Origin of the sequence: Pseudomonas sp. B21-053 (assembly GCF_026016365.1) — a bacterium.
GTDB lineage: Bacteria > Pseudomonadota > Gammaproteobacteria > Pseudomonadales > Pseudomonadaceae > Aquipseudomonas > Aquipseudomonas nunensis.
On the sequence record NZ_CP087205.1, the window covers coordinates 5,057,923 to 5,076,383 of the forward strand.

The 18,461-nt window shown below is 59.0% G+C and carries 14 protein-coding genes; 8 read left to right on the forward strand and 6 right to left on the reverse strand.

The features are described 5' to 3' along the window. Positions 1-22 precede the first annotated feature (22 nt). The 5 genes from LOY68_RS22495 (at position 23) to LOY68_RS22515 (ending at position 9,457) form a co-directional block, all read left to right on the forward strand. A complete protein-coding gene (locus LOY68_RS22495) occupies positions 23-1,354 on the forward strand; it encodes a deoxyguanosinetriphosphate triphosphohydrolase (protein ID WP_265039988.1) in 1,332 nt (443 codons plus the stop codon). A gap of 180 nt (positions 1,355-1,534) precedes the next feature. After that, a complete protein-coding gene (locus LOY68_RS22500) occupies positions 1,535-1,927 on the forward strand; it encodes a response regulator (protein ID WP_054614012.1) in 393 nt (130 codons plus the stop codon). Positions 1,928-2,183: 256 nt separating this feature from the next. Next, positions 2,184-2,810: a response regulator transcription factor gene (locus LOY68_RS22505; protein WP_054052066.1), complete on the forward strand. Its 627-nt coding sequence runs from the start codon at positions 2,184-2,186 to the stop codon at positions 2,808-2,810. Positions 2,811-2,818: 8 nt separating this feature from the next. Next, positions 2,819-6,463 carry a transporter substrate-binding domain-containing protein gene (locus LOY68_RS22510; protein ID WP_265039991.1) on the forward strand — a complete coding sequence of 1,215 codons (3,645 nt, stop codon included), beginning with the start codon at positions 2,819-2,821 and terminating at the stop codon, positions 6,461-6,463. Between the two features lie 48 nt (positions 6,464-6,511). Then, positions 6,512-9,457: an HD domain-containing phosphohydrolase gene (locus LOY68_RS22515; protein WP_265039993.1), complete on the forward strand. Its 2,946-nt coding sequence runs from the start codon at positions 6,512-6,514 to the stop codon at positions 9,455-9,457. Between the two features lie 126 nt (positions 9,458-9,583). On the opposite strand, the gene LOY68_RS22520 is transcribed toward LOY68_RS22515, so the two are convergent. Continuing rightward, the gene (locus tag LOY68_RS22520; protein ID WP_054052060.1) at positions 9,584-10,066 is read right to left on the reverse strand and encodes a GAF domain-containing protein; all 483 of its coding nucleotides are present in this window, start codon (positions 10,064-10,066) and stop codon (positions 9,584-9,586) included. Further along, positions 10,063-10,953, reverse strand: coding sequence for an ATP-binding protein (locus LOY68_RS22525; protein WP_163913228.1), 891 nt, complete (start codon positions 10,951-10,953; stop codon positions 10,063-10,065). Before LOY68_RS22525 ends, LOY68_RS22520 begins: the two co-directional genes overlap by 4 nt. A gap of 154 nt (positions 10,954-11,107) precedes the next feature. On the opposite strand from LOY68_RS22525, the gene LOY68_RS22530 reads away from it, so the two are divergent. Continuing rightward, positions 11,108-13,429 carry a response regulator gene (locus LOY68_RS22530; protein ID WP_265039996.1) on the forward strand — a complete coding sequence of 774 codons (2,322 nt, stop codon included), beginning with the start codon at positions 11,108-11,110 and terminating at the stop codon, positions 13,427-13,429. Here the strand turns inward: LOY68_RS22530 and LOY68_RS22535 are convergent. From LOY68_RS22535 to msrB, 3 genes are all read right to left on the reverse strand, one after another. Continuing rightward, the gene (locus tag LOY68_RS22535; RefSeq protein WP_163913223.1) at positions 13,413-13,874 is read right to left on the reverse strand and encodes a MarR family winged helix-turn-helix transcriptional regulator; all 462 of its coding nucleotides are present in this window, start codon (positions 13,872-13,874) and stop codon (positions 13,413-13,415) included. The genes LOY68_RS22530 and LOY68_RS22535 overlap by 17 nt on opposite strands. Next, positions 13,871-14,356 carry a glutathione peroxidase gene (locus LOY68_RS22540; protein WP_054052052.1) on the reverse strand — a complete coding sequence of 162 codons (486 nt, stop codon included), beginning with the start codon at positions 14,354-14,356 and terminating at the stop codon, positions 13,871-13,873. Before LOY68_RS22540 ends, LOY68_RS22535 begins: the two co-directional genes overlap by 4 nt. 188 nt (positions 14,357-14,544) lie before the next feature. Continuing rightward, positions 14,545-14,940 carry a peptide-methionine (R)-S-oxide reductase MsrB gene (gene msrB / locus LOY68_RS22545; protein WP_265039998.1) on the reverse strand — a complete coding sequence of 132 codons (396 nt, stop codon included), beginning with the start codon at positions 14,938-14,940 and terminating at the stop codon, positions 14,545-14,547. A 225-nt stretch (positions 14,941-15,165) separates the two neighbouring features. On the opposite strand from msrB, the gene LOY68_RS22550 reads away from it, so the two are divergent. Together LOY68_RS22550 and htpX are read left to right on the forward strand one after the other, a co-directional pair. Beyond that, positions 15,166-16,377 carry a pyridoxal phosphate-dependent aminotransferase gene (locus LOY68_RS22550; RefSeq protein WP_054052048.1) on the forward strand — a complete coding sequence of 404 codons (1,212 nt, stop codon included), beginning with the start codon at positions 15,166-15,168 and terminating at the stop codon, positions 16,375-16,377. A 316-nt stretch (positions 16,378-16,693) separates the two neighbouring features. Then, positions 16,694-17,581: a protease HtpX gene (htpX, locus tag LOY68_RS22555; protein ID WP_010461286.1), complete on the forward strand. Its 888-nt coding sequence runs from the start codon at positions 16,694-16,696 to the stop codon at positions 17,579-17,581. Positions 17,582-17,756: 175 nt separating this feature from the next. On the opposite strand, the gene LOY68_RS22560 is transcribed toward htpX, so the two are convergent. Then, a complete protein-coding gene (locus LOY68_RS22560; protein ID WP_163913219.1) occupies positions 17,757-18,410 on the reverse strand; it encodes a thiopurine S-methyltransferase in 654 nt (217 codons plus the stop codon). Positions 18,411-18,461 lie beyond the last annotated feature (51 nt).

Consider the following 18,461-nt stretch of genomic DNA (forward strand, 5'->3'; position numbering starts at 1 on the left):
CATTTGACGGAGAGAACCAGCCTTGGATTGGCAAACCCTGCTTACCCGCGAACGCCTCGGAAAGCCGCTGCACAGCCCGGAAGAACTTGGCCGCAGCCCTTTCCATAAAGACCACGACCGCATCATTTTCTCCGGAGCGTTCCGCCGCCTGGGACGCAAGACCCAAGTGCATCCGGTGTCCAGCAACGATCACATCCACACGCGCCTGACCCACTCGCTGGAAGTCAGTTGCGTCGGCCGGTCGCTGGGCATGCGCGTGGGCGAAACCATTCGCAGCGCCCTGCCCGAATGGTGCGAACCGAGTGATTTGGGCATGGTGGTGCAATCGGCTTGCCTGGCCCATGACATCGGCAATCCACCCTTCGGCCACTCCGGCGAAGACGCGATCCGTCATTGGTTCCAGCAGGCCGCCGGACGTGGCTGGCTGGACGCAATGAGCGAGGTCGAACGTAACGACTTCCTGAATTTCGAAGGCAATGCCCAAGGCTTTCGCGTGCTAACCCAACTGGAGTATCACCAGTTCGACGGCGGCACGCGCCTGACCTACGCCACCCTCGGCACCTACTTGAAGTACCCGTGGACCGCCAAGCACGCCGACTCTTTGGGCTACAAAAAGCACAAGTTCGGCTGCTATCAGAGCGAACTGCCGCTGCTGGAACAAATCGCGCACAAACTCGGCCTGCCGCAACTGGAAGAACAGCGCTGGGCCCGTCATCCGCTGGTGTACCTGATGGAAGCCGCCGATGACATCTGCTACGCGCTGATCGACCTCGAAGATGGCCTGGAAATGGACTTGCTGGAATACGCCGAAGTCGAATCCCTGCTGCTCGACCTGGTGGGCGACGATATTCCGGAAACCTATCGCCTGCTCGGCCCGCAAGATTCCCGTCGGCGCAAACTGGCAATCCTGCGCGGCAAGGCCATCGAGCACCTGACCAACGCCGCCGCCCGCGCCTTTGTCGAGCAGCAGGATGCGCTGCTGGCCGGCACGCTGCCTGGCGATCTGGTCGAACACATGCACGGCCCGGCTAAGCGCTGCGTGCTGAATGCCAAGGACATGGCGCGCAAAAAAATCTTCCAGGACAAGCGCAAGACGCTGCATGAAATCGGCGCCTACACCACGCTGGAAATCCTGCTCAACGCCTTTTGCGGCGCGGCGCTGGAACAGCACAACGGCCGCACGCCGTCCTTCAAGAGCCGTCGGGTACTCGACCTGCTGGGTAACAACGCGCCCGATCCAAATGGCCCGTTGCATACGTCGTTCCTGCGCATGATTGATTTCATCGCCGGCATGACCGACAGCTATGCCAGTGAAATGGCCCAGGAAATGACTGGCCGCTCCATCCACGGATAAAAACTCGGGATCAGCCGTGTCAGATAATTCTGACCGGCTGATCAAGTCGCTCGTCCGTCAACTGCGTTTCAACGAATCCCCCCTACGTGTCGCGCTGAGCCAACTGATCGATTGTCTAGTCGGACCGCGGAATAATCGTCCCTCCCCGCTGGCGACGTATTCCGTTTAATGCCAATTCCCATGTTGAAAAACGACTGGCGCATCTTGTTGGTGGAAGATCATCCCTTCCAGCTCTTTGCGACCCAATGCCTGCTGGAGAGTTTCGGCTTCACTCAGCTGACCGTCACCGACAGCGCCGAAGGTGCCTTGCAAAAGATGCACGAAGCGCGGCAACCATTCGACATTCTGCTCTGCGATCAATGCCTGCCCGACCTCCCAGGACTGGAGTTGATCCAGCTGGCCAGTCACCGTGGAATGATCAGGCAGGCGATCCTGCTGAGCAGCCTGACGTCCCTTGAACTGGAGGGGCTCAGGAAACAGGCCAGTGAACACCGATTGCCCTTGCTGGGATACTTGACCAAGCCGCTGAAACAAACTGAATTTAGAAACTTGTTGACCTTGGCCTTAATATAAAAGTGCGCAAAATAGTCGCACTTGAAAAGCCCAATAAAAACGCGCGTGTAATGTGCACTATAAACATCGTCACTTTCTGATTACACAATCAGAACTTTCACATTTCCCCACTCAAAACCCAATTGATCCGTAGTCCTATTCTTTTTCATTTGTAGGAATTGTCCTATATCGCCGCTATAGACCTGTCCGCTCATGCGCCCTCTCAATTAACTGAGCTAATGTGCGCGCTTTATTCGCGCACGTATGGGACTTGATTATGAACTCCGTTTTTATTGTCGACGATCACCCCGTCATCCGTCTTGCTGTCCGGATGCTGCTGGAGCATGAGGGTTATAAAGTCGTGGGCGAAACTGATAATGGGGTCGATGCCATGCAGATGGTTCGTGAATGCATGCCCGACTTGATCATTCTCGACATCAGCATCCCCAAACTCGACGGGCTGGAAGTTCTCTCTCGCTTCAATGCAATGAGCACCCCGTTGAAAACCCTGGTGCTGACGGCGCAATGCCCAACGCTGTTCGGGATTCGCTGCATGCAATCCGGCGCTTCGGGGTATGTGTGCAAACAGGAAGATCTGAGTGAACTGATGAGTGCCATCAAGGCCGTACTGTCGGGCTACAACTACTTCCCGAGCCAGGCCTTGAACCCGGTGCGCCCGGATGATGTGCGCTACGCCGAACTTGAATTGTTCAAGTCCGTGAATGACCGGGAACTGATGGTGTTGCAACTTTTCGCTCAAGGGCGCACTAACAAGGAAATCGCCAAAGGCATGTTCCTGAGCAACAAGACGGTCAGCACTTATAAAAAACGACTCATGCAAAAACTCAAGGCCAAATCCCTGGTAGCGCTCATCGAGATGGCAAAACGTAACGCCTTAGTGTGAGAGACAGGATGCCCAGCAGCATAAAGGACTATCTAATAATATTGAGCGCGGGTTTATGCCTGAGCACTTCAGTGTCCGCGACGCATACCGCCGTCGAGAACTACACCCTGCTCAGCCGCGCCACAGTCGGGCATCTGGAAGTCCAACTGGATAAATCACAACGGCAATGGGCTAACAATAAACGCGAACTGATCGTGGGCACATCTGCCCCGGATTACCCGCCTTTTGACCTGACTGTCAGCGGCCGTGACTATGAAGGCTTCACCGCTGATTATGCCGGGATCCTCGGGCAGGCCATGGGCTTGCCGGTCAAGGTCCTGCGCTATGCGAACCGCAATGCCGCCATCGAAGCATTGGAAAACGGTGAGGTCGACCTCCTCGGCACGGCCAACGGATTCGAAGCACACAATGCCGACATTGAACTGTCCGTGCCCTATGCCGTGGATCAACCGGTACTGGTGACCCGGGAGGGAGAAACCCGCTCACTGACCGACGGACTCGCCGGCCTGCGACTGAGCATGGTGTATCACTATTTACCGCGAGAGGAAGTTCAGGCGCTGTACCCGAAGGCGATCATCACCGACTACCCCTCTTATCAGAATGCAATCAATGCGGTGGCCTTCGACCAGGCTGACGTTTTTCTCGGCGACACCATTTCTGCCCACTACATGATCAACAAGGGTTACCTGAACAACATCCGCATGGCCAATTTCGGTAAACACGAAGCTCACGGTTTCAGTTTTGCCGTACACAAAAACAACACGGACCTGCTGCTGATCGTCAACGCGATACTCAACGCCGTTCCCACCAGCGAACGGGAAAACATCGCCAAGCGCTGGAGCGCCGGCAGCGACATTCTCCTCACCGATCACAAGCTGCAACTGACGGACCGCGAACAGCGCTGGCTGACGCAGCACCCCGTCGTCCGTGTGCTGGTCAACGAGGCGTTTGCGCCGTTAACGTTTTTTGACAGCGACGGCAACTTTCGCGGCGTCACCGCCGACCTTCTCGAACTGATCCGCTTGCGTACCGGTTTGCGCTTCGACATCCAGCGCAGCCGCGGCGACGATCAAATGATCGCGCTGGTCAAAAGCAATCAGGCTGACCTGATCGCGGCGCTGCTGCCGACTCCCCAACGTGAAGCGCAATTGAACTTCAGCCGCCCGTACCTGGAAAACTCCTTTGTGCTGCTGACGCGCAAGTCCCCCGACAGCGCGACCAACCTTTCGCAGCTACAGGAAAAGCGACTGGCCATCGCCCAGGGCAACCCACTGGTGGACTATCTGCGCAGCGAGTTTCCGCGGATCCACCTGATTGAAACGCCGGACACCTTTCACGCCGTGGAATTGCTCGCCGAGGGCCAGGTGGAAGGTGCCGTCAACTCACTGGTCATCGCCAATTACTTTATTTCGTCGCGCATCTTTGAACACAAACTGCAGATCAGCACCACCATCGGCACCCAGCAGGCGGCGTTCTCGCTGGCCACGGCGCGGGGCGCCACCGAACTCAGTTCGATCATCGATAAAGCGCTGCTGAGCATTGCTCCGGAAGAACTGGGCGTGATCAACAGTCGCTGGCGTGGCTACTCGGCGGCTTCGGAAAAGACCTGGAACAACTTTCACCGGGTGTTCTATCAGCTCGTGATCGGCGCTAGCGTGCTGTTGCTGATTTCCATGGTCTGGAACGCCTGGATGCGCCGTCAGATCAATCAGCGCAAGGCGGCCGAGCGCGCGCTGAACGATCAATTCGAATTCATGCGCTCGCTGGTCAACGGCACGCCTCACCCGATTTATGTACGTGACCGCCAGGGGCTGCTGCAAAGCTGCAACGACAGTTACCTGGAAGTTTTCCAGGCGAAACGCGAGGACGTGATCGGCAAATGCGTGATGCCGGGCAACATGAACAATGCCTTCGAAGCCCGGGAGTTTCAGGCTGACTATCAACGGGTCGTGGCCGAAGGGTTGCCGTTGATTGTCGACCGTCCGTTGCACATCGGCGGCCGCCGGCTGACGATCTATCACTGGATCCTGCCCTACCGCGACTCCAGCGGCGAAGTGCAAGGCATCATCGGTGGCTGGATCGACATCAGCGAACGGCGGCAATTGTTCGACAAGCTGCGAGCCGCCAAAGAGCAGGCCGATGAGGCCAACCGGGCCAAAAGCACGTTCCTGGCCACCATGAGCCACGAAATCCGCACCCCGATGAACGCGGTGATCGGCATGCTGGAGCTGACCCTCAAACGTATGGATCAAGGGCATCAGCATCATTCGTCCATCGAAACCGCCTACAGCTCGGCAAAAGACTTGCTGGAGTTGATCGGCGACATTCTCGACATCGCCCGGATCGAATCCGGTCACCTGAGCCTGAGCCCGGAGCGGGTCAATCCGGGGGAAATCGTGGCCTCGGTGGTGAGAATTTTCGACGGACTGGCCCGGCAAAAAAATCTTAACTTGCTGCTGGAGTTCAACCCGCCCCAGCCGCCCGTGGATGTGCTGCTCGACCCGCTGCGCTTTAAACAGGTGCTGTCGAATCTGGTCAGCAATGCCATCAAGTTTACGCAACAGGGCGAGGTCAGGATTACGGTCGAGTTGTTGCCTGCTGACGAGCCCGAGCATACGCGGATGCAGGTACAGGTTCGGGACAGCGGGGTCGGCATCAGCGAACAGGATCAGCAGCGTCTGTTCGAACCGTTTGCCCAGGCTGACAATTCCGGGCAACTGGCCAGGTGCGGTGCCGGGCTCGGTTTGGTGATCAGTCGCCAACTGTGCGAAATGATGGGCGGCAGCCTGCAACTGAGCAGTCAGTTGGGGATGGGCACTCAGGTCAGCCTTTCATTGCACTTGGCAACATTGACGCCGGAGCAAACGCCGGACCGGGTTGAAACACCCATCCACACCACCCGCACGCCCTTGAATGTTCTGGTGGTCGACGATCATCCCGCCAACCGCTTGCTCATGTGCCAACAGCTGGAATACCTGGGACATCGGTTTACCGGGGCCAACGATGGCCAGGCCGGTCTGGATGCCTGGAAGATCGAGCCCTTCGATCTGGTGGTGGTCGATTGCAATATGCCCATCATGAATGGCTACGACCTGGCCCGCGCCATCCGCGAGCATGAACGGCAGCAACAACGCACGCCTTGCACCGTGCTGGGGTTTACCGCCAATGCGCAACCGGAAGAAATACACCGCTGCAAGCAAGCAGGGATGAATGATTGCCTGTTCAAACCCCTGAGCCTGATGGCATTGAGTCAGTGGGTCGAAGGCATCAAGCCATCGGTTCGTGAGCAGCCGTTCAATCTGCAGGGGCTGGATTTGTTGACGGGGGGTAATCCGCAAATGACCCAGCGGTTGCTGGACGAACTGTTGAGCAGCAACCACCTGGATCGCCAGGAGTTGCAGGCCTTGTCCACTCTCGATGACCATCAGGCCCTGATCGACATTGCGCATAAAATCAAAGGCGCGGCCCGCATTATCCAGGCCTCCCGATTGATCGATTGTTGCCAGGCGCTCGAAAAAGCCTGCCAGGCACCAGCGGCTGAAAATGGACTGGGCCACGCCATCAAAAACATGGATCTGGCCATGCTTGAACTGGAGCGCGCGCTGCTGCAACAGATTGACCTGAACGCCCACAGCAAAATGACGGAGCCTTAACTATGCTTGGACGCTGAGCAGTGCGTTAACCACTATGGAGAGACCGTGATGCCCAGCCCACTGCGCCCGGATCAACGCCGGTTTCCCCTGCACGTCCATATCAGCGTCATGTTCACTTTCCTGCTGTTGCTGACCGGCGTGGTGCTGGGCATTTTCAATTACCAGCAGACCACGCAGATCATCCTGTCCAGCAGCGAAAAGCTGTTCAATCGCATCGAGCAGGATGTACGCCTGGACCTGCAATCGACCTATGAGCCGATTCGTCACCTGCTGAGCCTGTTGGCCGATACACCGGACGCCCAGGCCCCGACGCTTGAGTCGCGCCTGGCGCTGCTCAGGCCGTTCAGCCAATCACTCAAGGACAATCCCAACCTGGCCTCGCTGTACCTGGGCTACGGCAATGGCGATTTCTTCATGGTCCGGCCGTTGCGTACCGAAGCCTTGAAGACGCAGCTCAAGGCGCCGGCCACGGCGGTGTATCAGGTGTGGAGCATCGAGCATCAGGGCGGCGGAGCTCAGGTTGTCTCCCAATTCCTGTTCTACGACGCGGCCCTGAACCTGATCAGCCGCCAACAGATTGCCGACGAAAGCTACGATCCGCGAACCCGCGACTGGTTTACCAATGCTCGACAGGACACGGACCAGATCACCACCGAACCCTACATTTTTTTCTCTACCCATAACGTCGGCACCACACTGGCCCGGCGCAGTGGCGACGGTGCGGTGATGGGTGCCGACCTGACCCTGGCCGAGCTTTCCGCGACCCTGGCCAAACACGTCGTCACCCCCAGCACCGAGATTGCGTTGTTCGATGCCGAGGGCAATGCGATTGCCTATCCCGACAGCCGCAAATTGATCATCGACGACCAGACCGCCCGCCTTAGCAAAGCCGCCGACCTGAGCCCCGTTCTCGGCGCCCTGCTCGCCAATCCACAGACGGGCAAGCGCCTGGACGTCGCTGGCCGGCAATGGATCGTCGCCCGCAGCCACATGCAGGAGGGTGGCCCCGAGGGTTTGCAGATGGCATTGCTGGTGCCCGAGGATGAATTGCTGGTCGATGCCTACCGCATGCGCTGGCAAGGGGCGCTGATTACCCTGACCACTTTATTGTTATGCCTGCCGGTGGGTTGGCTGACGTCGCGGATCCTGGTCAAGCCCTTGCGTGCACTGGTGAAGGAAGCCGATGCGATTCGCAGTTTCGATTTCAACTTTCCAGCCAGTCGTCGTTCACCGGTGCTGGAAGTCGATCAGTTACATGTTTCGATGGTGCGGATGAAGGACACCTTGGGGAGTTTTTTCCAGATCACCGACAGCCTGTGTGCCGAGACCCGGTTCGCGCCTTTGCTGCAACGGGTGCTGTTTGAAACGGTGAAAATCGCCCAGGCCCAGGCCGGCCTGATCTACCTGCGCGAAAGTGACGGCGATCGCATCGAGCCCCATGGCCTGGTGATCAACGGCGCGTCCCAACCCTTGCCGTCGTTCGGGGTCCAGGGACACGAACTGCAGAACCCGCAGAGCCCATCGTGGCTGCAACAGTTGGCGGCTGCCGACAATGTGGTCGCCAGTCTCGGTTTCGAACAGGCCGGGGATTTGCAGAAAGTCTTGCTGGCCATGGAGAGTCCGCGGGTGCATTTGATCGGCATTCGGCTGCGCAATCGGCATAACGAAACTGTAGGTTTGCTGATTTTGCTGCTGGCCGACAGTGGCAGCCCAGGCGACCTGGAAAAACTTCGCCCGGATCGCATCGCGTTTCTGCAAGCGGTGTCCGGCGCGGCGGCGGTGAGTATCGAAAGCCAGCGTCTGCAGGCCAAGCAAAAGCAATTGCTGGATTCGTTCATTCAACTGCTGGCCGGCGCGATCGATGCCAAGAGCCCGTACACCGGCGGTCATTGCCAGCGTGTGCCGGCGCTGACCCTGATGCTCGCCCAAGCGGCCGCAGCCAGCCAAGAGCCCGCGTTCAGCGGCTATCAGCCCACCGAAGATGAGTGGGAAGCCCTGCACATTGCCGCCTGGCTCCACGATTGCGGCAAGGTCACCACGCCTGAATATGTGGTCGATAAGGCGACCAAACTGGAAACCCTGAACGATCGCATCCACGAAATCCGCACCCGTTTCGAAGTGCTCAAGCGTGACGCCTGGATCAACTATTGGCAGGCCATCGCTTTGGGTGGCGACGAACACCACCTGGCTGAACTGCGCAATGCCAACCTTGCAGGCCTGGACGATGACTTCGCCTTTATCGCCCGTTGCAACCTGGGCGGCGAGGCGATGGCCGAGGCCGACCTCAAGCGCCTGAACCTGATCGCCCAACGCACCTGGACGCGAACCCTGGATGATCGCCTGGGGGTTTCCTGGGAGGAGAACCGCCGCCAGGCGCGCACTCCGGCGCCGACACTACCGGTCAGTGAACCGTTGCTGGCGGACAAACCCGAGCACCTGCTGGAACGCGCCGAAAGCGAACTGATCCCCGCCGACAATCCCTGGGGTTTCAAGCTCGATGTGCCGCACCACAAATACAATCGCGGCGAGCTCTACAACCTGAGCATTGCCCGGGGCACCCTGACCCGCGAAGAGCGTTACATCATCAATCACCACATGGTGCAGACGATCCTGATGCTCAGCCACCTGCCCTTCCCCGGCCACCTCAACAACGTCGCGGAAATCGCCGGCGGCCACCACGAAAAAATGGACGGCACCGGTTACCCCAAACAGTTGAAGCGCGACGACATGAGCCTGCCGGCGCGGATGATGGCGATTGCCGATATTTTCGAAGCGCTGACCGCAGCCGATCGCCCCTACAAGAAAGCCAAGTCGTTGAGCGAAGCGCTGGGCATCATGGCCACGATGTGCCGCGATGCCCATATCGATCCCGAGCTGTTCGGGCTGTTTATCAACGAGCAGATTTACCGGCAGTACGCCGAGCAATTCCTCGACCCGAAACAGATCGATGTCGTGGACGCGGAAAGCCTGCTGGCAAAAGCAGGCTTACGCTAGCGCCATAACCCCCCTGTGGGAGCGGGCTTGCTCGCGAAGGCGGTGTATCAGTTAACACACTCGGCGACTGACAGACCGAATTCGCGAGCAAGCCCGCTCCCACAGGAGGTGCGCTTCAACCGGTGGTCAGCAATCCGTCAGGCGCAGGAAAATCGCCGCCAGTTGCTCGATACCCGCCTGATCGTCAGCGGTAAACCGCGCGAGTTTCGGGCTGTCCAGGTCCAGCACGCCGATCAGTCGGCCGTCCTTGACCAGTGGCACCACCAGTTCGCTGTTCGAGGCGCTGTCGCAGGCGATGTGCCCGGGAAATGCATGCACATCCTCGACCAGCTGCGTCTGCAAAGTGGCGGCTGCCGCCCCGCATACACCACGACCGAACGGAATCCGCACACAGGCGATCTGTCCCTGGAACGGGCCCAGCACCAGCTCTTCGTTGCGATTGAGGTAGAAACCGGCCCAGTTCAGGTCATCGAGCTGGTTGAACAGAAACGCAGAAAACTGCGCCGCGTTGGCGATGAAATCCCGCTCGTCCGCCAGCAAGGATTCCAGCTGTGCGTGCAGCATGCCGTAGCCTTCGAGGCCCTGGCCGCTTTGTTGTAAATCGATCATGCCTTGTTCTCCAACAGCTTCAGTCCAACCCAATAACGTGCAAATTGATAAGCGCAACGGCCATTGCGATTACCCCGGCCAGTGGCCCAGCGGACCGCGAGGATATCCAGCTCTTCGGTGCGCTGCCAGGCGAGGCCGGCCTTGTCGGCCAGTTGCCCGATCCAGTGCTCGACCACATTGAGGAAGTGCTCCTGGGTGAACGGGTAGAACGACAGCCACAGACCAAAACGGTCCGACAGCGCGATCTTGTCTTCCACCGCTTCGCTGGGATGCAGTTCGCCATCGACGCGTTTCCAGTTTTCGTTATCGCTTTCCTTTTCCGGCACCAGGTGGCGGCGGTTGGAGGTGGCGTACAGCAGAACGTTATCCGGCGCTTGCTCCAGGGAGCCGTCGAGCACGCTCTTGAGCACGCGGTAATCGCCTTCGCCCGATTCAAACGACAGGTCATCGCAGAACAGCACGAAACGCTGGGGCAATTTGGCAATCTGTTCGACGATACGCGGCAGGTCCGCCAAGTGATCGCGCTCGATCTCGATCAGGCGCAAACCGGCGGCAGCGTGTTCGGCCAGCAACGCGCGGACCAGCGACGATTTGCCGGTGCCACGCGAGCCCCAGAGCAGTGCATGGTTGGCCGGCATGCCGTCGATAAATTGCTGGGTGTTGCGGCCCAGTTGTTCCACTTGGCGATCGACACCGATCAGGTCGGTCAAACGGGTGTCGAGGCTGACTTGCAGCGGCAACAGGAAACCGCTGCGACCCTCACGCTGCCAGCGCGCGGCCAGGCAATGCGCCCAGTCGATGGTTTGCCGAGGGGCCGGCAGCAGGGGTTCGATACGGGCCAGAACGGCATCGGCGCGTTCAAGAAAAGCATTCAATCGGGAATCCACGTCTTCTCCTCGGGCACGTTTCACAGTAATGATGGCGATACAGCAACTTACAACAACCAGCACCCTCGAAAGAGGATGACGTGGGAACATCGGTATCCATTCATGATCGACTATGCTTGAGCAGCGAAGGGAAACGGAAGTGGTTCAACACCCCATGGATATCAAGTTCACCCACCGGCTGTCTTACAAGCAAGCCCGGCTCACTGTGCTGGTCGGTTTCATACTGGGCACCTTGCTCAGTCTGGTGCAAATAGGCATCGATTATGCCAGCGAAGACGCCTCCATCAACCGCGAAATCCTGTCGTTGCTGGAAATCAGCCATAACCCGGCCTCACGTATCGCCTACAACATCGACGCCGAACTCGCCCAGGAACTGACCATGGGCCTGTTGCGTTCGCCGGCGATCATCAGCGCGCAATTGACCGATAACAACAATACCGTGCTGGCCAGCGTCAAGCGCAAGGGCCTGCAAAGCGGTTACCGGGTGATCAGCGACTTCCTGTTCGGCGCCAACCGGCAGTTCGAAGACCGGCTCTACCTCGACCATTTGCCCGACGAATCCCTCGGCACCTTGAAGCTTGAGGTCGACACCTACTCCTTCGGCAACCGCTTCCTGCGCCGGGCCGAAGTGACCTTGCTCAACGGTTTCGCCCGTAGCCTGATCCTGACCGGCATCCTCCTGGCGCTGTTTTACGTCATGCTGACCAAGCCGCTGGTGCGGGTCATCCGCGAACTCAGCGGCCGCGATCCGCGCAGCGCGGAACCGACCTGGCTGGAATACCCGGCGGGGCATGAAAACGATGAAATCGGTGTGCTGGTCAAAGTAGCCAATCAACAGTTTGAGAACATCGCGACCGAAATCCAGCAACGGCGCAACGCGGAAAACCGTCTGACCGACTACCTCGCGCAACTGGAAAACATCGTCTCGGCGCGTACTGCCGAACTCAAGGCCATCAACACCCGGCTCAGCCAATCGAATGAAGAGCTGGAAGTCGCCCGCAGCACCGCACTCGACATGGCTGAAGCGCGCTCGGCGTTCCTGGCCAACATGAGTCACGAGATCCGCACGCCGCTCAACGGCTTGCTGGGGATGATCGCGCTCTCGCTCGACGGCCCGTTGAATGCCGAACAACAGCAGCAACTGTCGATCGCGCATGACTCGGGCAAAGTGTTGGTGGAACTGCTCAACGATATTCTCGACCTGTCGAAATTCGACGCCGGGCAACTGGAGCTCGAACATATACCGTTCGACCTCGGCTCGTTGATTGAGGACACCGCCAACCTGCTGTCGCAGAACGCCGCACCCAGCGTCGAACTGGCCTGCCTGATCGATCCGCAGTTTCCGGCCCTGGTGTTGGGCGACCCGACCCGGGTGCGGCAGATTGTCAGCAACCTGCTGTCCAACGCCCTCAAGTTCACCCGTTTCGGGCGGGTGGATGTGCGGCTTTCGACGTTTGAGGATGGCGTGCGCATCGAGGTGTGCGACACCGGTATCGGCATCGCTCAGGATGCGCAGGTCAAAATCTTCCAGCCCTTCACCCAGGCCGGCGCCGGCATTACCCGGCAATTCGGCGGCACCGGGTTGGGCCTGGCCCTGACTTATAACCTCTGCGAAGCGATGCAAGGCCGGCTGACGATCAGTTCCGAAGCCGGGTTCGGCAGCCAGTTCTGCGCCGACCTGCCACTGCCTTGCCACACCCGCGCGATTGCGCCCCCGCCGCTGCAAGGCAAAGTCATCGCGATTACGACGGCCAGCAGTGGCCTGGCGGAACTCTTGAAAAGCCTGCTGCCGTTATGGGGCCTGGTCTATCAGCAGCGCTCCATTGAAGACTCGTTGCTTGGGCTGGATCCCGATGTCCTGATCACCGACTGCCCGGAATGCCTGTTCGGCCTGCGCCCCACGCTGACGGCGCCGATTCTGCTGGTGACGGCTTATGGCAGTTTCATGCCCAGCGAAGAAGCTGCGGCCCTGGCGCCCTTGCAACAACAGGCGCGGCCATTGGCCCGCAACGCACTGTACCAGACACTGCGCCGGGTGTTGCAGCCGGACACAGCGACGATCAACGACGCGCAACTCGACGCCCTCACGCCCCAAAGGCGCGGTCGCGTGCTGCTGGTGGAGGACAACCCGGTCAATCAATTGGTGGCCAAGGGCATGCTCGGCAAACTCGGTTGCGAAGTGATTGTCGCCGCCCACGGCGCCGAAGCCCTGGATCAACTTGAGCTGAGTGAATTCGATCTGGTGCTGATGGACTGCAACATGCCGGTGATGGACGGCTACGAGGCCAGTCGGCACATTCGTCGCAGCGGGCGGTGGCCGCAGTTGCCGATCGTCGCCCTGACCGCCAACGCCATGTCCGAAGAACGCGAACGCTGCCGCGCGGCGGGCATGAGCGACTACCTGGCCAAGCCCTTCCGCCGAGAAGAGCTGGCTGCCCTGCTCGACTTGTGGATCCCGACTACGACAGTGCTTTGATCTGCCCCAACAACTGATCGAGGCCGTCACGCAGCTCATTCAGGCGATTCAGGTCCACGCCGCTGTCGCACAGCAGGCGCGCCTTGAGCGGCCCGACCTGCTCGCGCAAGGCCTGGCCGGCGGGCGACAGGCTCAGGTGCACCTCACGCTCGTCCCGCGCCGAACGCTGGCGCTGCACCAGTTGCAGTTGCTCAAGCCGCTTGAGCAACGGCGTGAGCGTGCCGGAATCCAGCGCCAGACGTTCGCCCAAGGCTTTGACGGTCGGCTGCTCCGGCGCCTCTTCCTGCCATTCCCACAGCACCAGCATCACCAGGTATTGCGGATACGTCAGGCCGAGCTGATCGAGCATCGGCTTGTAGCCACGAATCACCGCCCGGGAAGCGGCATACAGCTTGAAACAGATCTGTCTGTCGAGTTTCAGGGAATCGGCGGAAACGCTGTTCATTTCAGCAGCGCTTCGATCTCGGCGGTCAAGTCCTGCGGCTTGGTGGCCGGGGCGAAACGCTTGACCAACTGGCCGTCCTTGCCGATCAGGAACTTGGTGAAGTTCCACTTGATGCCTTGAGAACCCAAGAGGCCCGGTGCGCGCTTTTTCAATTGCACGAACAGCGGATGGGCGTCGGAACCATTGACGTCGATCTTTTTGAACAGCGGGAAGCTGACACCGTAGTTCAGCTCGCAGAACTCGGTAATCGCACCTTCGTTGCCCGGCTCTTGCTTGCCGAACTGGTTGCAGGGGAAACCCAGCACCACCAAGCCTTGATCCTTGTAGGTCTGCCACAACTCTTCCAGACCTTTGTACTGCGGGGTGAAACCGCATTTGCTGGCGGTATTGACCACTAACACGGCTTTGCCGGCAAAGTCGGACAGGGTTTTCTGTTCACCCTTGATGGTAGTGACCGGGATGTTCAGCAGGTTGTCGCTCATGGGTTCGGGCTCCAGATGAAGGAAGAAGCGTCAAACATAGTAAGCAATTGAATTGTGTGCAATCTAATTATTCAATATCGATGACTTGTAGGAGCGAAGCTTGCTCGCGAAAGCGTCTTAACATTCAACACAGAAGTTGACTGACACGACGCCTTCGCGAGCAAGCTTCGCTCCTACAAGGGGCTACATCATTCGCGTGGCACCAGGTCCAGGCACACCGAGTTGATGCAATAACGCAAACCGGTCGGTGGCGGGCCATCCGGGAACACGTGCCCAAGGTGCGCGTCGCATTTGGCGCAGACCACTTCGGTGCGGATCATGCCGTGGCTGACGTCGCGGATCTCGACCATCGCACTCTCACCGATCGGCGCGTAGAAGCTCGGCCAGCCGCAGCCGGAATCGAATTTGGTCTTGGAATCGAACAACGGCTCATTGCAGCAGATGCAGTGGTAGACGCCGTCAGTCTTGGTGTCGTTGTACTTGCCGGAGAACGGCCGTTCGGTGCCCTTGAGGCGGCAAACGTTGTACTGCTCCGGGTCGAGCATCGCCTTCCATTCTTCCAGGGTTTTATCCAACTTTTCCATCGTCACACCTCAGCAGCTGAAAAAGCCCGATCTGTACCTTTTCCACGGATCGGGCGGCACGTATGATTGCGCCTCGTCAAACGCCAGTCTGGCAGCCAGACACCGCGCATTCAAACGGATTATGAGTGTCGCCACTGAAGGCGTCAGGCCTGTGTGATTACGCAGGATTCCCAGTACGGTTGTCCATCCGCCGCCTGGATCGTTCATTTTCGGGAACACATCGCCATGCAGGTCAGCAAATCGAACAAGCTCGCCAACGTCTGCTACGACATTCGCGGCCCAGTGCTCAAGCACGCCAAACGCCTGGAAGAGGAAGGCCATCGCATCCTCAAGCTGAACATCGGCAACCCGGCGCCTTTTGGTTTCGAAGCGCCGGATGAAATTCTCCAGGACGTGATCCGCAACCTGCCGACCGCCCAGGGCTATAGCGATTCCAAGGGCCTGTTCAGCGCCCGCAAAGCCGTGATGCAGTATTACCAGCAGAAGCAGGTCGAAGGCGTCGGCATCGAAGACATCTACCTGGGCAACGGCGTGTCCGAGCTGATCGTGATGTCGATGCAAGCCCTGCTCAACAACGGCGACGAAGTGCTGGTGCCGGCTCCGGATTACCCGCTGTGGACCGCCGCCGTGAGCCTGGCGGGCGGCAACCCGGTGCACTACCTGTGCGACGAGGGCGCCGACTGGTTCCCGGACCTGGCCGACATCAAGGCCAAGATCACCCCGAACACCAAGGCCCTGGTGATCATCAACCCGAACAACCCGACTGGCGCGGTGTATTCGAAGGAAGTGTTGCTGGGCATGCTCGAACTGGCCCGCTCGCACAACCTGGTGGTGTTCTCCGACGAGATCTACGACAAGATCCTGTACGACGATGCCGTGCACATCTGTACCGCTTCGCTGGCGCCGGACTTGCTGTGCCTGACCTTCAACGGTCTGTCCAAGTCCTACCGCGTGGCCGGTTTCCGTTCTGGCTGGATCGCCATTTCCGGGCCGAAACACCACGCCCAGAGCTACATCGAAGGTATCGACATGCTGGCCAACATGCGCCTGTGTGCCAACGTGCCGAGCCAGCACGCAATCCAGACCGCACTCGGCGGCTACCAGAGCATCAATGACCTGGTCTTGCCGCAAGGTCGCTTGCTGGAACAACGCAACCGCACCTGGGAATTGCTCAATGACATTCCAGGCGTGAGCTGCGTCAAGCCGATGGGCGCGCTGTATGCGTTCCCGCGGATCGATCCGAAAGTCTGCCCGATTCACAACGACGAGAAGTTCGTGCTCGACCTGCTGCTCTCCGAGAAGCTGCTGGTGGTGCAAGGCACGGCATTCAACTGGCCATGGCCGGATCACTTCCGCGTCGTTACCTTGCCCCGGGTCGACGAACTGGATCAGGCCATCGGCCGGATCGGCAACTTCCTCAAGACTTACCGCCAGTAAGCCGACGGTCACCGTGCGACGCAGGTCCGGGTCGCACGGTGATTGATTCAGCAACACATCTCTATATCTTGCCGCACACCCTTGTTGCCGCCGCTGCCTGATGACGGTATCTGCGCTCGCGTCTAACAAAGACGGGGGCTACGCGGTCAATCGTCTGTCAAACCCTTCCTGCGTCCGCGTCGGAAATGCCCTGCACGCAGCTAAACTATTGCTGTAGGACACAGTTTGAAATAGTCACCCGGTTGAATAGCACGGTGCAGCACCTTATATACCCCGCAGTACGCTACATCTTTAGTATGAGGAGATTTCTACAACCATGATGCGCATCCTGCTGTTTTTGGCCACTAACCTGGCGGTCGTGCTGATTGCCAGCATCACCCTGAGCCTTTTCGGCTTCAACGGGTTCATGGCGGCCAACGGGGTTGATCTCAACCTCAATCAGCTGCTGATTTTCTGTGCGGTCTTCGGTTTCGCCGGTTCCCTGTTTTCGCTGTTCATCTCCAAGTGGATGGCGAAGATGAGCACCAGCACCCAAATCATCAGCCAGCCGCGCACTCGTCACGAGCAATGGCTGCTACAAACGGTAGAGCAACTGTCCCGGGAAGCCGGGATCAAGATGCCAGAAGTCGGGATTTTCCCCGCCTACGAGGCCAACGCCTTCGCCACCGGCTGGAACAAGAACGACGCACTGGTCGCGGTCAGCCAGGGCTTGCTCGAGCGGTTCTCGCCGGATGAAGTCAAGGCCGTGCTGGCCCACGAGATCGGTCACGTGGCCAATGGCGACATGGTCACTCTGGCCCTGATCCAGGGCGTGGTGAACACCTTCGTGATGTTCTTCGCGCGGATCATCGGCAACTTTGTCGACAAGGTGATTTTCAAGAACGAAGAAGGCCAGGGCATCGCCTATTACATCGCGACCATCTTCGCCGAACTGGTGCTGGGTATCCTGGCCAGCTCGATCGTCATGTGGTTCTCGCGCAAACGCGAATTCCGCGCTGACGAAGCCGGCGCACGCCTGGCCGGTACCAGCGCAATGATCGGCGCCCTGCAACGCCTGCGGGCCGAACAAGGTCTGCCGGTGCACATGCCGGACACCTTGAACGCCTTTGGCATCAACGGTGGCATCAAACAGGGCTTCGCCCGCATGTTCATGAGCCACCCGCCGCTGGAAGAGCGTATTGACGCGTTGCGTCGTCGGGGCTGATTGGCTTCGCACTAAAAGAAAAGGCCCGCATTGAATGCGGGCCTTTTTTTGTCTGCTGGTTTTGCAGTGTTCTTCCGGACCTCTTCGCGAGCAAGCCCGCTCCCACAGGAGGAATGCATTCCAATGTGGGAGCGAGCCTGCTCGCGAAGGGGCCAGCACAAACAACCCGGATCTATCAGCTGGAAACCCGATACACCCGCTCTTCAAGCCGCGTCACGCCGCTCTCGACAAACTTCCAGCTCTCACCCAGAACATCCTGGTCCTCCAGAATCTTCAGCTCCCACGATGCGCCAAACAGCTTCTGCACTTCGTCATCCAGCACGGCAAACGGCGGGCCATCCTTTTGCGCCTGGTCGTAATCCAGGGTAATCAAAATCCCCAGGGAATCCTTCGGCAGAATCCGCTTCAGGTGCTCGGCGTATTGCTCACGCATCTTCGGCGGCAAAGCGATCAACGCCGCGCGGTCGTACAACGCGCTGCAATCAGCCACATCGCCGGCGGTCAGTGCGAAGAAATCGCCGCACCAGATTTCAATCGAGCCCGCGCGATATACGGTGAAAGGGCCCTGGTCGCTGACGTCCGGGTCGAATTGATGTTCATGGAAAAAGTCTTCCACGGCCTTTTCCGACAACTCGATGCCCAGCACCTCGTGACCGCACTTGGCCAGCCACAGCAGATCCAGGCTTTTCCCGCATAGCGGCACGAGCACCCGCGCGCCCTCTTCCAGGCTCAGTTGCGGCCAGTACCGTTGCAGATATGGATTCACTTCCGGCAGGTGGAAGCCGATCTGATTCGTCGTCCACCGCTTGTGCCAAAACTCCGGCTGCATAATTAATCCCGAAAATTCGATCAAAAGACCCTAAAACTTATATTAGATTTA

What these genes read in the sequence shown, in the direction of transcription:
- LOY68_RS22500 (WP_054614012.1), top strand. Translation starts at nt 1,535, where the DNA reads ATGTTGAAAAACGACTGGCGCATCTTGTTGGTGGAAGATCATCCCTTC.
- LOY68_RS22505 (WP_054052066.1), top strand. Translation starts at nt 2,184, where the DNA reads ATGAACTCCGTTTTTATTGTCGACGATCACCCCGTCATCCGTCTTGCT.
- LOY68_RS22510 (WP_265039991.1), top strand. Translation starts at nt 2,819, where the DNA reads ATGCCCAGCAGCATAAAGGACTATCTAATAATATTGAGCGCGGGTTTA.
- LOY68_RS22515 (WP_265039993.1), top strand. Translation starts at nt 6,512, where the DNA reads ATGCCCAGCCCACTGCGCCCGGATCAACGCCGGTTTCCCCTGCACGTC.
- LOY68_RS22520 (WP_054052060.1), bottom strand. Translation starts at nt 10,066, where the DNA reads ATGATCGATTTACAACAAAGCGGCCAGGGCCTCGAAGGCTACGGCATG.
- LOY68_RS22530 (WP_265039996.1), top strand. Translation starts at nt 11,108, where the DNA reads ATGGATATCAAGTTCACCCACCGGCTGTCTTACAAGCAAGCCCGGCTC.
- LOY68_RS22535 (WP_163913223.1), bottom strand. Translation starts at nt 13,874, where the DNA reads ATGAACAGCGTTTCCGCCGATTCCCTGAAACTCGACAGACAGATCTGT.
- LOY68_RS22540 (WP_054052052.1), bottom strand. Translation starts at nt 14,356, where the DNA reads ATGAGCGACAACCTGCTGAACATCCCGGTCACTACCATCAAGGGTGAA.
- msrB (WP_265039998.1), bottom strand. Translation starts at nt 14,940, where the DNA reads ATGGAAAAGTTGGATAAAACCCTGGAAGAATGGAAGGCGATGCTCGAC.
- LOY68_RS22550 (WP_054052048.1), top strand. Translation starts at nt 15,166, where the DNA reads ATGCAGGTCAGCAAATCGAACAAGCTCGCCAACGTCTGCTACGACATT.
- htpX (WP_010461286.1), top strand. Translation starts at nt 16,694, where the DNA reads ATGATGCGCATCCTGCTGTTTTTGGCCACTAACCTGGCGGTCGTGCTG.
- LOY68_RS22560 (WP_163913219.1), bottom strand. Translation starts at nt 18,410, where the DNA reads ATGCAGCCGGAGTTTTGGCACAAGCGGTGGACGACGAATCAGATCGGC.